Annotated in this window: 12 protein-coding genes; 8 read left to right on the top strand and 4 right to left on the bottom strand. The window is 45.3% G+C overall.

Annotated features, from left to right (window positions below; genetic code table 11):
- Positions 1 to 52: 52 nt before the first annotated feature.
- A complete protein-coding gene (locus L9Q39_RS06740; RefSeq protein WP_237484332.1) occupies positions 53 to 2,164 on the bottom strand; it encodes a methyl-accepting chemotaxis protein in 2,112 nt (703 codons plus the stop codon).
- A gap of 355 nt (positions 2,165 to 2,519) precedes the next feature.
- On the opposite strand from L9Q39_RS06740, the gene L9Q39_RS06735 reads away from it, so the two are divergent.
- The 6 genes from L9Q39_RS06735 to L9Q39_RS06710 all read left to right on the top strand — a co-directional run bounded on the left by L9Q39_RS06735 (position 2,520) and on the right by L9Q39_RS06710 (position 8,617).
- Positions 2,520 to 3,140 carry a LysE family translocator gene (locus L9Q39_RS06735; protein ID WP_237484331.1) on the top strand — a complete coding sequence of 207 codons (621 nt, stop codon included), beginning with the start codon at positions 2,520 to 2,522 and terminating at the stop codon, positions 3,138 to 3,140.
- A 263-nt stretch (positions 3,141 to 3,403) separates the two neighbouring features.
- A complete protein-coding gene (gene nirB, locus L9Q39_RS06730; RefSeq protein ID WP_237484330.1) occupies positions 3,404 to 5,962 on the top strand; it encodes a nitrite reductase large subunit NirB in 2,559 nt (852 codons plus the stop codon).
- 2 nt (positions 5,963 to 5,964) lie between these two features.
- Positions 5,965 to 6,288 (top strand): nitrite reductase small subunit NirD, encoded by a 324-nt coding sequence (nirD, locus tag L9Q39_RS06725; RefSeq protein ID WP_237484329.1) that lies wholly within the window; start codon positions 5,965 to 5,967, stop codon positions 6,286 to 6,288.
- Between the two features lie 134 nt (positions 6,289 to 6,422).
- Positions 6,423 to 7,286: a formate/nitrite transporter family protein gene (locus L9Q39_RS06720; RefSeq protein ID WP_237484328.1), complete on the top strand. Its 864-nt coding sequence runs from the start codon at positions 6,423 to 6,425 to the stop codon at positions 7,284 to 7,286.
- A gap of 156 nt (positions 7,287 to 7,442) precedes the next feature.
- Positions 7,443 to 8,195 carry a uroporphyrinogen-III C-methyltransferase gene (gene cobA, locus L9Q39_RS06715; RefSeq protein ID WP_237484327.1) on the top strand — a complete coding sequence of 251 codons (753 nt, stop codon included), beginning with the start codon at positions 7,443 to 7,445 and terminating at the stop codon, positions 8,193 to 8,195.
- A gap of 200 nt (positions 8,196 to 8,395) precedes the next feature.
- Positions 8,396 to 8,617, top strand: a complete 222-nt coding sequence (locus L9Q39_RS06710; RefSeq protein WP_237484326.1) for a hypothetical protein — start codon at positions 8,396 to 8,398, stop codon at positions 8,615 to 8,617.
- Between the two features lie 148 nt (positions 8,618 to 8,765).
- Here the strand turns inward: L9Q39_RS06710 and L9Q39_RS06705 are convergent, their stop codons facing one another.
- Positions 8,766 to 8,996 (bottom strand): putative hemolysin, encoded by a 231-nt coding sequence (locus L9Q39_RS06705; protein ID WP_237484325.1) that lies wholly within the window; start codon positions 8,994 to 8,996, stop codon positions 8,766 to 8,768.
- Positions 8,997 to 9,197: 201 nt separating this feature from the next.
- Here L9Q39_RS06705 and L9Q39_RS06700 point away from each other — a divergent pair, with 201 nt between their 5' ends.
- Entirely contained in the window at positions 9,198 to 9,725 is a 528-nt protein-coding gene (locus L9Q39_RS06700; RefSeq protein ID WP_237484324.1) for a cytochrome b, read from the top strand.
- Between the two features lie 177 nt (positions 9,726 to 9,902).
- Positions 9,903 to 10,616 carry a DUF3581 domain-containing protein gene (locus L9Q39_RS06695; RefSeq protein ID WP_237484323.1) on the top strand — a complete coding sequence of 238 codons (714 nt, stop codon included), beginning with the start codon at positions 9,903 to 9,905 and terminating at the stop codon, positions 10,614 to 10,616.
- 123 nt (positions 10,617 to 10,739) lie between these two features.
- Here L9Q39_RS06695 and L9Q39_RS06690 read toward each other — a convergent pair whose 3' ends face one another.
- Positions 10,740 to 11,204: a methyltransferase family protein gene (locus L9Q39_RS06690; RefSeq protein ID WP_237484322.1), complete on the bottom strand. Its 465-nt coding sequence runs from the start codon at positions 11,202 to 11,204 to the stop codon at positions 10,740 to 10,742.
- A gap of 82 nt (positions 11,205 to 11,286) precedes the next feature.
- Positions 11,287 to 14,334, bottom strand: a complete 3,048-nt coding sequence (ydiJ, locus tag L9Q39_RS06685) for a D-2-hydroxyglutarate dehydrogenase YdiJ (protein WP_237484321.1) — start codon at positions 14,332 to 14,334, stop codon at positions 11,287 to 11,289.
- Positions 14,335 to 14,470 lie beyond the last annotated feature (136 nt).

Below are 14,470 nucleotides of genomic sequence, written 5' to 3'. Positions count from 1 at the left end.
AGTGATAGCCACTCAAGACTAAAGCTTGAGTGGCTAGCGTTCCGCCTAGGGATTAGACTTCAAACCGCCCGACTAGTTGGTCAAGGCGGGTAATCGCATTCTGCATCAGAGAAGTACGTCGCGCCAATTGCTTGGATTGAAATTGTAACGTCTGGGTAGAACCCGCCGCCTGTTCTGCTGTCACCGAGTTGCTTTTACTCATCTGAGCTAAATCTGTAATCGCTTCAAACAGCAGATTGACCGAGCCTTGCAAGCGATCATTTTTATGTTGTGAATCGATAACATGTGTATTATTTTCTACGTTAGCAATGCCCTCTTGCATGGTGTTCACCGCTTTTTCTGATTGCACTCTTAATTGGCTCATTAACTGACCAATGTCTTGCGCTGCTGTTGCGGTTCGGTCTGCCAACACTCTGACTTCATCGGCAACAACGGAGAAACCTCGCCCATGCTCACCCGCTCGTGCGGCTTCAATCGCTGCATTGAGCGCCAGTAAGTTGGTTTGCGCGGTGATTTCAGTGATTAACGTGACGATGTCACCTATTTTCTGCATTTCACTGTTCACATCATTGACACTGACTGCAGAGGATTGAACAATCTGTTTAATAGATTCCGCGTTATTGCTCGCCTTTTCGTATTCACTCTGTGCTTGATCAACCGATTCCGTCATCAACACATGCATCTCGCGGGCATTATCGTTTGCCGACTGAATTTCTATCCCTTGCTTCTCAGAAAGGTCCGTCAGTTGCGCAATCGACTGCGCCGTCGAGTCACTAGAACTGGTCAGTCTCTGCGAACAACGGAACATTGACTCAGACACTTTGTTTACCTCGCGACTCGCATACACCAGTTCAGAAACCACCGTTTCCAAGTTATCGATAAAGCTGTTAGTCCATCGACCCAAATCGCCCGTTTCATCCGATTTAAACTTAGATTCATCTAAACGTTGCTTCAGGTTGCCATCGCCCTCTGCCAGCACTTTCATCACGCGTGTCATTTGCGTCAGGTTGTTAGCGATAGGCTTTGCGGTAAATTGTTTAAATGTCCATGTCATAAACAGCACGAATAAAAGTGCCGTTGCCGCGCAGGCGATGGGCGACCAATTCAAGACACTTTGCAGCACCACGGGCAAACTGGTTAATATCACGGCACTCAAAGCAAAACGCGACGTTAATACTTGAGACAGTGAACGGTGACGATGCACCTCTTCAAGATCAGATTCACACATCATGCCCCAAGTATCGAGCGAGCCGGGCAACTTAAATGTCACCCCTTTACCAATCACAGGAATATGACGGTAATCCGAGTAACCCGGATATTCGACATAAATGTTGCTGCCATTTTTTATGGTTTCTCTGACGCCGGGGTGCAACGCATTGGTTGCAGGGTCATTAAACATCACTTCAAATTCGGTGTGATTATGGATACGCACCGTGCCATAGTCGGTAGAGATACCCTGCTTGAGGTTTTCACCATGAGAGAAGGTATTGTCTTCAAAGCGAGAGCGAGATAACGCAACGCCCTGTTGAATCGTTGGGTCAAATTCGGGCTTAACCATAAACAGGTAATTATCACCTGACTCACTGTATATATGCCCTGCCTCACGCTGGATTAAGTCGCCAATAACGTCATTCGGCACCCTACCGCACAATACCCACTGTTCATTATTATTAAGGATGACGGGTTGATAGAACATCAATGTCACCGCATCATGGAACTTAGAGGAAGAAGGTCCTATATCCAGTGTGAGTTTATCAACATAAGGTCCGTGTAAAAGAGGTCGTTTACGACCTAGATCCATTGCTTTAACCGAACAGTCTTTCATTCCAACGTGGCTTAGGTAGCTTGAATAAGCGACCTCACCATCGGGTGACACCATAAACAGTTCTGAGAAGTCGCGCCCGCGTTCATTCAGTAGCGATAACGCATCGGTATATTCGTTCTCGGGTTTGGAAGAGAGATAAAACGCCGCATCATCTAAAAATCGCCACTGGTTTTCAGCCCAAGTGGTCAATAATTTCACTCGGGTCTGAGCGATACTTTCAAAAGTCTGCTCTAATTCAGTGGTTCGATTGCGGTTAAAAAAGCACGCCTTGCGCATCGCCAGTTTTCCGGTTGCCCCAAACCAGGGTAGCCAACGGCGTTCATCAGAGGTGAGGTTCATGTAACATCCTTATTAATCATAATTATTTTTATTTGGTCACTAGCTTCTAGCCGGCTGAATTTACTGCAATTTTTATTCCTAAGTCGATAATAGCGCTCTATTTCATCGCTAAGTCTTATTAATACTAAGGTTTAGATTGCAATGACGATAACACTTACCCGCACAAATTAAGTGCATATGCACCATTATAAATATCAATTGCACCAATACAGTGCTTGCAAAGTTAGCCTTGCCTCTTAGACGACAGCGAGTGTTCAACTTTAACCATTAAAATTGAACACTTAGGTTTTCATTGCTCACCATCTATGTTAATTGTGACACTCTATTTCAAATCATTATTTCTGTGAGTCTTTCAATGGATTGGACCACCCTTACTCTATTTATCCCTACTTTCTTTTTTGTTTCCATTACCCCCGGCATGTGCATGACTTTGGCTCTTACCATGGGAATGAGTATCGGTTATAAACGAACATTATGGATGATGCTGGGAGAATTAATTGGCGTCGCACTCGTCTCCCTCGCGGCGCTACTGGGTGTTGCCGCCATTATGTTGAAATACCCTGTGGTGTTTACCCTGTTTAAAATCGTTGGCGCAAGTTATCTATTCTATCTTGGTATTCAGATGTGGCGCTCCAAGGGCAAATTAGCCATCAGTCAGCAAACACAAGATGATATTGATCAGCGAGATTGGGATTTGGTGATACAAGGTTTTGTAACGGCCATTGCCAATCCTAAAGGTTGGGCGTTTATGATCTCGTTATTGCCACCATTTATTGATCAATCACAGCCAATGACACTGCAAGTCAGCGTTATGGTCAGTATTATTTTGTTGAGCGAGTTTGTCTGCATGACCATATACGCCACTGGCGGTAAAGGATTAAAGCGCGCTTTAGGGAATGCCAACAACGTCAAAACCATGAATCGTATCGCAGGTTCACTGATGTGCGGGGTCGGGATCTGGCTGTTTTTGGGTTAATTAGGGCGGTGATATCGCTGATCTGCGCTGAGCGAGAAAACTGTAACACTTTCAGTTTTACTTTCAGCAACATGGCAAAAAAGCACCACCAACTCGCTATTTCCGAGTCTAAAATTCGGTATTTGTATTATAAAATGATAAATATTGCTCATTCCTACCCCTTTAGGGTAGTTTAATTCCGTAATTGATTTACATCATGTCCGAAAAGTCTCACACCTATAACAATGCGCTCAGATTTAAAGAACTACTACTTGGGTATAAATATGAGCAAGATAAAGCTGGTCGTTATAGGGAACGGTATGGTAGGACACCGTTACCTTGAAGATCTGGTTGATAAAGGTCATGCCGAGCAATTTGATATCACTGTCTTTTGCGAAGAACCGCGCGTCGCCTATGACCGAGTCCACCTCTCCTCTTACTTCTCTCACCATACTGCTGACGAACTCTCTCTCGTTAAAGAAGGCTTCTATCAAAAGCATGCGATCAATGTATTAATTGGTGAGCGTGCTATCAACATTAATCGAGAAAACAAGATTGTTTACTCTAGCACCGGTCGCGAAATCACATACGACAAGCTGGTCCTTGCGACGGGTTCTTACCCGTTTGTTCCGCCGATCAAAGGTAACGAAGGTAAAGACTGCTTTGTCTACCGCACTATCGAAGATTTGAAAGCGATTGAAGCAACGGCTAAGAAGAGTAAGTCAGGTGTTGTCATCGGTGGTGGTCTGCTAGGTCTTGAGGCAGCTGGCGCGCTTAAAGCATTAGGGGTGCAAACTCATGTTGTTGAATTTGCACCAAAGCTAATGGCTGAACAGCTTGACCAAGCGGGTGGTAACCAACTTCGTCAAAAAATTGAAAGCATGGGCGTCAACGTTCACACCAGCAAAAACACGCTGGAAATCGTGCCAGAAGGAACGACTGCACGTAATGTAATGCGTTTTGCTGACGGCACCGAACTAGAAACAGACTTCATCGTTTTCTCGGCGGGGATTCGCCCTCAGGACAAGCTAGCACGCGCAATGAAACTCGATATTGCACCACGTGGTGGTATTGCCATCAATGACTACTGCCAAACTTCTGATGCAGACATTTATGCTATCGGTGAATGTGCTTCTTGGAATGAAATGTTCTACGGACTTGTTGCACCAGGCTACAAGATGGCGACGGTTGCCGTTGATCACCTGATCGGTCACGACAGCAAGTTTGAAGGCGCAGATATGTCTGCCAAGCTTAAACTTCTCGGTGTCAAAGTCGGCTCTATTGGTGACGCAAATGGTCGCACGCCTGGTTGTAAAAGCTATGTTTATCAAAATGAAGAACTGGAAGTTTACAAGCGTTTGATCGTTTCTGAAGACAACAAAAAACTGCTCGGTGCGGTGATGGTTGGCGACACTTCAGATTACGGTGATTTGCTGCAACTGATGCTGAATGAAATCGAGCTACCAGAGCACCCAGATGCTTTAATTCTACCGGCACATGCTGGTGCTGAGAAGCCGACGCTCGGTGCTGATTCTCTGCCAGAATCGGCGGTTATCTGCTCTTGCTTTGATGTGACAAAAGGCAAAATTGCTCAAGCCGTTGCCGATGGTCACCACACGATTGGTGATATAAAGGCAGTCACTGGCGCAGGTACGGGTTGTGGCGGTTGTATTCCACTGGTCACATCGGTACTGAATGCTGAACTTGCTAAATCCGGTATTGAAGTTAAAAACGATATCTGCGAACACTTTGCCTATTCACGTCAAGAGTTGTTCCACCTAATTCGCATTGAAGCGATCAAGAGCTTCGATGAATTATTAGAAAAATATGGTTCAGGCTATGGCTGTGAAGTGTGTAAACCCGCGGTCGGTTCTATCCTTGCGTCTTGCTGGGGCGAACACATCCTTAAACCTGAACTGGTTAAACTGCACGACACCAACGATAACTTCTTAGGCAACATCCAAAAAGACGGAACCTACTCAGTTATTCCTCGAATGGCGGGCGGTGAAGTGACACCGCAAGCGCTTAAAGTGCTGGCGGAAGTGGCGGCTGAATACAATCTTTACACCAAGGTGACGGGTGCTCAACGTATCGGTCTATTTGGCGCGCAAAAAGATGACCTTCCAGCGATCTGGAAAAAATTGATCGAAGCGGGTTATGAAACCGGTCAAGCCTATGCGAAAGCTCTGCGTATGGCGAAAACCTGTGTCGGTTCGACTTGGTGTCGTTATGGCGTTCAAGATTCTGTGGGCTTAGGTTCACGAATCGAGAATCGTTATAAGGGCATACGCACTCCGCATAAGATGAAGTTTGGTGTGTCTGGTTGTACTCGTGAATGTGCCGAAGCACAAGGTAAAGACCTTGGCATCATTGCAACGGATGCCGGTTGGAACATGTACGTGTGCGGTAACGGTGGTATGAAACCGCGCCACGCAGATTTACTTGCGTCAGACCTCGATGAAGCCACTCTTATCCAGTACATCGACCGCTTTATGATGTTCTACATTCGCACCGCTGCGCCACTGCAACGTACCTCAGTTTGGCTAGAAAATATGGAAGGCGGCGTTGACTACCTGCGTGAAGTCATCGTTGACAACAAGCTAGGCATTAATGAACAGCTAGAATCTGATGTTCAACAACTCGTGGGTAGCTATAGCTGTGAATGGAAAAATACCATCGAAGATGAAGCTCAATTGACTCGCTTCGCTCACTTTATTAACAGTGATCAACGCGATGACAATGTGGTTTTCGTTACCGAGCGTGACCAACACCGCCCAGCGACATTCACTGAGAAGCACCCTGAAGCGAAAGGCGACATCTTGCATGTTGCATTGGAGAAGTAATCATGGCATTTGAAAAAATCTGCGATATCACCAGTATCATTCCAGGAACAGGAGTCTGCGCCTTGATTGACGGGCAGCAAGTCGCGGTATTTAGACCAACACAAGCTGAGGAAGTCTTTGCTATCAGCAATACCGACCCTTTCTTTCAAGCCAATGTGTTGTCACGCGGTCTTATTTGCCAGCACGATGACCAACTTTGGGTTGCAAGCCCGCTTAAAAAGCAGCGCTTCAATCTAACTAGCGGTGTTTGTATGGAAGATGAACGTTTTAGCGTTAAAGCCTATCAAGCACGAGTCGTTGACGGCAGTGTTCAGATTTCAGCCTAATTAAATCGTTTACTGAGATTCAATTCGTTTGCTGAAATTCAATAGCCTATAGGGGTTGATTGCTCGCTCAATGAGCCCCTATCACTATTTGATTTTATCTTTTTTTTAATTTTTATTATTTTTGGAGACACCTTATGTCTTATTTAAAACCTGTAGAATTTGTTCAAACCATGATAGACACGGGCGAGGCTAAGCTTTGCACTTCGACCCGTGATCTTATTTTACGAGGCACGATGGCGGGCATTATCCTATCGCTAGCGGTTGTGGTTGCGATTACCACGATTACGCAAACTGGCATCGGTATCGTCGGCGCACTGGTGTTCCCTGTCGGCTTTTGTATCCTAAGTTTGATGGGCTACGACCTTGTTACTGGTGTATTTGGTCTAGCGCCTCTAGCAAAATTCGCTAACCGCCCGGGTGTTACATGGGGTCGCATTCTGCGCTGCTGGGGCTGGGTTGGTCTGGGTAACTTAATCGGTTCTTTAATTGTTGCTTACCTCATTGCGGTATCACTCACCATGAACTTCTCGATTGAACCAAACGCGGTCGCGAAGAAGTTTATTGCCGTATCGACAGCACGTACCGTTGGCTTTGAGAACTTAGGCGCTGATGGTTGGATCACCTGCTTCGTTCGCGGCATTTTCTGTAACTTGATGGTATGTTTGGGCGTTGTTGGTAACATGACCGCGCGTTCTGTCGCTGGCAAAATTACCGCGATGTGGCTACCTATCTTTATCTTCTTTGCTTTGGTCTTTGAGCACACAGTGGTCAACATGTTCCTATTCCCACTGGGTATGATGTTAGGTGCCGACTTTGGCATTGCAACTTGGTTGAACTTTAACCTTATCCCAACTATTCTGGGCAACCTTGTTGGTGGTCTGCTATTTACTTGTGTACCTCTATATCTGACTCATGCACGTACTGCGCCTGCTTTAGATGTACAACAAGACGAGCAAGAACAACTGACGAATATCGAGCCTGTTCTTAGCAGCAAGTAATCGCTCAGCAGTAAGTGTGACGTTTACTGAACACCGCTTATCCCGAGTGGATACGCGGTGTTCTTCGATATACTAAAGTGACTTTTATCAAACAAACTTTAAGGTCACTTCGGTATATCCAAATTTCTACAGATACAAATTTCTACAGGTAATAGTATGACTGCCTTAACTTCATCATCTCAACAAGGTTTTGTATCACTTGTCGGTGCCGGTCCCGGTGACCCTGACCTATTGACGGTCAAAGGCTATCGAGTCATTCAAGCTGCCGACGTTGTGGTTTACGACCGATTGGTATCCCAACAGATCCTCGCCCTTGCTAGTGAACAAGCGGAGATGATCTATGTGGGTAAAAAGCTCGACTACCATTGTGTACCGCAAGACCAAATCAACCAAATACTGGTTGAAAAAGCACGAGAAGGTAAAAATGTAGTGCGCCTTAAAGGAGGCGATTCGTTTATCTTTGGACGTGGCGGCGAAGAGTTGGAAACGCTGGCTGAGCAAGGTATTTCGTTTGAAGTCGTTCCGGGTATCACTGCCGCAGCTGGCGCGACTGCCTATGCTGGTATTCCGCTTACTCACAGAGATCATGCCCAAAGCGTTCAATTTATCACCGGACATGTCCAAAAAGATGGTCGCGAGATCGAATGGTCATCTTTAGCCCAGCCAAACAATACGCTGGTGTTCTATATGGGATTAAAACAGAGTGGTCATATCACCGAGCAATTGATTGCTAATGGTTTAGACGCTAATACACCTTGTGCCATTATTGAAAATGGCACCAGAAGTGAACAGCGAGTGTTCCAAGGTGCACTATCTGACCTAGCGAACCTTGCCCAACAAGCCATCAGCCCCGCTCTAATCGTCGTTGGCAGCGTCACCCAACTCCACCACAAACTTAAGTGGTTCTAGATTTAGGTTCTAGGTTTTAGGTTTTAGGTTTTAGGTTTTAGGTTTTAGGCTCTACCCCTAGCTCCTAGTTCCTAGCCCCTAATCCCTTTTTTTACCTACCACCTTTCTATGACATTTTTAATAAATCACTGTTCATTATTTGACCACCTTATGATTGACCTCTATTGTTGTTAAGCCGATCACAAAGATGGAGGTCATTTATGAAGAAAATGAGCAAGGCGTACCGCATGCAAGTCATCAAAGAAGTCGCGGAACGTAAACAGAGAGAGCAGATGCAAGACCCTATGGCGCTCTACATAAATCAACTACTTAGTCAAAGTCCAAGCAAGGACAAGGTGGTTGAATACAAACAAGAATTCAGTGGAACCTATTTTGATGAACATGCTGGGGGATGGGTTAGTAAAACTTGGCAAGCCAAATAAGGATTGTTTTGAGTTACTCGAAGCCACACGCACGCTTTAACCAGAATAAACACACGTCAGGGAACTCGTATAATGAAATGGGAAAGTGAACAGGAACATCGCTAAAATGGCGCCTAAATATAGGAACTCAGGCGCCCCCCAGTTTTAATTACTGATTGTGTTGTCTAAAGAACTCCCACGCATCCACAACCTCACCCGATTTCAATTTACATTGCCCCGTTTTCAAATCATATTCTCCTTGCTCTTCACAAAACACCGCCGCCGGATTAGCCATATCGAGCTTGTTAGTGTCTTCTGCTTGTTCTGAACAAGCCGCAACCATAAACACAGTGACGAACAACCCCCACGTTTTCATACCTTTAAACAACGAAAATTGCATAATTAACTCCTTTTTATTTTCCGAACTTTACCCAGCTTTACACTATTTAGGATAGACGCTGAGGATTTAAATCGGAGATAATTGACCATTACTGCTCAACTAAGCACCCTAATAACACAAACTCCATCAGTTGCTTATACCCAAGTTACCTCGCACCTGAAGTAACTTGGAAATATACAAGTCACAACAAAGGACAATGACATGCACACAGCTTCACTCTCTAAGAGAACCATCATGCTTCACTGGGCAACAGGCATTCTATTTTTGGTTACATTCGCTATAGGTTGGTACTTAGGAGATATGGAGCGCGGACCGGATAAAAATCAGTTGCGCGATCTTCACAAGTCTCTCGGTGTATTAGTCATGATTGTGGCATCGTTACGATTGGCGTGGCGTATCAAGGAAGGCGCTGTTCCTGCAATACCCGGCATGGCAGAATGGCAGCGAAAATCCGCAACTGCTGTACATCACCTACTTTTGCTAGCGACCATCGCCATGCCTTTGTCTGGCGTGCTCATGAGTATCGGTGGCGGGCGTTCGATCAAGCTGTTTGGTTTCGTTCTATACGATGGCGGAGAGAAAGTTCAGTGGTTGCAAGATATCACGGCACCGATTCACCATGCGACAGTCAATGTGTTATTGATGATTATTGCCTTGCATATCATTGCGGCTTTAAAACATCAATTTGTCGATAAAGACGGAACCCTAAGCCGAATGCTTGGAAAATAGCACAACATTGCCTCTAGGCATCATCCTGAACGTGGTGATGCCTGCCCTCTTCCCTACTGCTACCTACAAAAATCCTTAATTTTACAAAGTGTTGACAGCTCTGCTAGACTGGATAGACCATTAAAAATAAATTGTCAGATATAATCGCTGACAATTATTATCACTTCGTCGAAAATTATGTTTCTAAATCCATACGTTTCTACTAATAACGATCAGTTTAAATTCACTCGTCAGCAAGCCAGTCACTTCGCAAAAGGCGTCGCTGGTGACTTCAATCCTATCCATGACGAGGACAACAAGCGCTTTTGTGTACCGGGCGATCTACTCTTTGCAGTATTGCTGCAAAAAGAAGGGATCAGCCAAAAAATGCGCTTCGATTTTTCTGGTATGGTCTCGGACGGAATACCGCTGTCGATAGTAGAAAAGTGCGATAGAGAAAGTTCCCTCACCGATGGGAACGGTAAAGAATACCTGCATATGACTCGTGAGGGCGATGTCACATATAACCCCGAGTTTATTCAGCACCTCGTGACCAACTATGTGCAGTTTTCCGGAATGAATTTCCCTCATATTTTGGTGCCTTTGATGCAAGATAAGCAGGTGATGATCAATTGCCAGCGTCCATTGGTGATCTACGAATGTATGCAGGTTGAATTTGATACTCTTGATGTTCAAAAGCCTGAAATCGACTTTGTTGGCGCTAGTTTTGATGTGGAAGGGAAACGTGGTGTGGTGACGCTCAACTTTGCTTTCAGTGAGAATGGTCAAATGGTTGGTAAAGGCTTTAAGCGCTTGGTGACCAGTGGACTTAAGCCTTATGACACAGCCTCGGTTGATAACCTTGTGACTCGATTCAACCAACTGAAAGCGAATTACGCTCAACTCGTTTGAACCCGCAATAAACCCTCTATTTAACAACTCACCGAGTGCGTTTGGGTGAGTTGTTCGCTATCTATTTTTACTATCTTTTTTACTATCTAACCATCTGCTTTTCGCTATCTTAGCTATCTTAGTTTATATCCAACGCCTGACTTTTGCTTTGTAGTCAAGATACTCACTGCCAAACTTCTCCGCTAATGCCAATTCCTCTGGAACAATCTGAAAACGATTGATATAGGGAACAAATAACGTCGTTAGCAATAGACTGATCCCATCCTCTAACCAAACACCCCACGCCAATAACAGAAACAATAACGTAAGGTACATAGGGTTTCGACTTATAGAAAATACCCCTGTGGTTACGATACAAGATGCTTTAGTGACTGCTCTCGGATCAAGCGAGGTGCGATGACGAACGAATGCCAGTGTTGCCATTCCACCGAAGACAGTACCAGTGACAGCAAATATCGCCACCCAGACGTATTTAAATGGGATATAAAGATACCACCACCCATTGTCGATCATCGCCGCCAAATACATTGCGATCAAGAATACAACGAAGACGAGCGGTGGCGGGATCTTAAGATGCAAACCTGTCATTGGGATATCCTATCTCATACTAACCAAAAATTAGCCCCATCAAACGCTCTGTATGATGGGGCTAGTGAAAGAGGTCATCGAATTATGCACTTAGCTTTATCAAGTCTAATAAAGCTTGTAATGGATGACGGACTTTGTGTGATTCAAAGCGTTTCACCTGACTTCGACATGAATATCCCGTCACCAAGCAGCGGTCCTTTGGTAGCTTATCCAGATTCGGCTGCCAACTAAGATTGTAAATGTCTTTAGACATTTGCAGCTTATCCGCTTCATGACCAAATGTACCTGCCATACCGCAGCAACCAACAGGTACTGTGGTGAGCCTTCCACCAAAGTGGCTAAATATAGCCCCCCACTCTTTTTCTGCATTTGGCAACTTGGTCTTTTCAGTACAGTGGGCAAATAAGTACCAGTCATTGGCATCGACAACTTCTTGCTTAGGCTGCTCAGTTAATAAGGGCAATAACCACTCATGAACGGTCAGCACATCAAAATCACCCCGCTTATCCGCTAAAATCTCGGCGTATTCATCGCGATAACACAGCACTAACGCCGGATCGACACCAACCAGCGGGAATCCGAGTTCGGCGACCTGTTCAAGAAAATCAGCGGTGTTCTGTGCGCTTTTAGCAAACTGTTTAAGGAAGCCTTTAATATGCGCCGCTTTACCATTGGGTTTAAAAGGCAATAAAACTGGCTTTTTACCAAGCTTAATCACCAATTGAGCAAACTCATCCACGACCTCAGCATCGTAATAACTGGTAAATGGGTCCTGCACAATACACACATATTGATCACGCTCAGATGGTGAAATTTGGCGTAAAGCATCCAGATCAAACTGTAATATCGCTTGTGGTTTGATGCGCTGCTTCAATGTTGGAACAGACATGAGTGGCGTATCGACATAACCGATAGTCTTTTTGGTTAAGCCTTGGATCCACTTCTGCTTAAGAGCGAAGTTAACCGTGGTCGGCATTGCTGCCATTACTGGTAATAACGTCTCAATGTTTGCAACGAGGTAATCCTTAACCGGTCGTTGGTAACGAGTATGGTAAAGATTGAGAAAACGCGCTCTAAAACTCGGCACATCGACTTTAATTGGGCACTGACTTGCACACGCTTTACACGCTAAACAGCCGTTCATCGCTTCATAGACTTCGTGAGAGAAGTCATATTGATGACGTTTGTTAAAGGTGTTGCGCCATTTTTCGATCAACCCTTTGACACTGTTTTGTTGCATGGTCATCGATTCAAGTTCAACGACATCGTAGCCTTGCTCCGAAAGTTGACGCAGCCACTCCCTCACTAATCCTGCTCGCCCTTTTGGAGAATGACGCCTATCGGCGGTCACTTTCATCGAAGGACACATTGGAGAACTGGTATCATAGTTAAAGCACAAGCCGTTGCCATTACACTCCATCGCCTGAGAGAAACTATCTCGGACATGGATCGGGATCTGGCGGTCATAGGTGCCGCGTTTTACATCCGTGACTTTAACCAGTTGGGCATCACTTTCTAGCGGCGTACAGATCTTACCGGGATTGAGTTTATTATGCGGGTCGAAAGCCCCTTTAATACGTCGAAGCTCGTTAAATAAGGTTTCACCGAAAAACGCCGGACCATATTCAGAGCGGAAACCTTTGCCATGTTCACCCCACATCAATCCGCCATATTTAGCGACTAACGCAACGACTTGATCGGAGATTTGATGCATTAAAGCTTCTTGTTCCGGGTCACACATATCTAGCGCCGGTCTGACGTGCAAAACACCTGCGTCAACGTGACCAAACATGCCATAGTGCAAACCGTATTGGTCGAGTAACACTCGGAATTCGGCAATAAAGTCGGCAAGATTTTCTGGTGGAACACAGGTATCTTCGGCAAACGCGATTGGCTTGGCACTGCCTTTCACTGCGCCCAATAAACCCACCGCTTTCTTGCGCATATTATAGATTTTACCAATGCTCGCCAGATCGCTAGTGACCTGATAACCAATGATGCCCGCTTCTTCGGTGGTCACCATACGATCGAGCTGATCGGTCAATTGGCGCACCGCCTCAGCCACTTCTGCTTCATCTTGACCCGCATACTCGACCACATTGATACCTGATAATGTCTTACCCGGCACCTCGCAAATCAAATCACTGACGGTATGCCAAACAATATCCTGCTTAGCCAGATCAAGAACTTTTGAGTCAATGGTTTCCACTGACAACGCATTCGCTTCAACCATAAAAGGCGCGTTGCGTAGTGCAGCATCAAAACTGTTGTATTTGACGTTAATCAGAGTACGGACTTTCGGGATAGGCGTGAGGTTTAGCTTGGCTTCGGTAATAAAGGCTAATGAGCCTTCAGAGCCACAAAGGATACGACCAAAATCTATCTCGTCTTGTTGAGGCAAGTAGGCATTTTTTAAATCGTAGCCGGTAAGAAAACGGTTCAGTGGCGGGAATTTTTCTTCAATCACCGCGCGTTGTTGGCGACAAACCTGACTCACCATGTTCAAAGCTTTATCGGCAAAACTGTCTGCTTGCGGGTTGCCTTGCGAACCATCGGTTTCGTAAACACTGCCATCGGCAAACACCGCTTGCATGGACAATACATGATCAGACGTTTTGCCGTACTTTAATGAGCCTTGCCCTGACGCGTCGGTATTGATCATCCCGCCCAAAGTCGCACGGTTGCTGGTTGACAGATCCGGAGAGAAAAAGTATCCATAAGGACGCACTGCGTCGTTCAACACATCTTTAACAATACCGGTTTGTACTCGAACCCATCCCTCTTGCTCATTAATCTCTAGCACTTGATTCATATATCGAGAAAGATCAACGACAACACCCTGTGTCAATGCTTGGCCATTGGTTCCCGTACCGCCACCGCGTGGTGAAAACGTAATGGAGAGGAATTGCTCTTGGTTTGATAACTGATTGATCAGGGCAATATCTTGGGTTGATTTGGGTAAAACCACCGCTTGAGGTAACTGCTGATATACGCTGTTGTCCGTTGCAACAGCCAAACGGCTTGAGTAGTGCGTTTCAATATCACCGCTAAAGCCTTTTGCTTCTAGTTGTTGGAGGAATACAACTAAGGTTGGATCAATGTCCGTTTGAATGTCTAATCTTGGTAACATCTCGCTTCCTGCTCTCCCAAATTACGCTGATCCGCTCAGCTTAAGGAGTCTATGGCTAAAAATTAACCCGTTAACTGATTGGATATGATTTTTTTTATTTAACGGGCCTACGGATTTTACTCATCTTGCCGCTATA

It is taken from the genome of Vibrio hippocampi (assembly GCF_921292975.1).
In the GTDB taxonomy this organism is placed as follows: domain Bacteria; phylum Pseudomonadota; class Gammaproteobacteria; order Enterobacterales; family Vibrionaceae; genus Vibrio; species Vibrio hippocampi.
The sequence above is the reverse complement of the archived record's forward strand: the minus strand, read 5'-3'. Positions and strand labels throughout refer to the sequence as shown.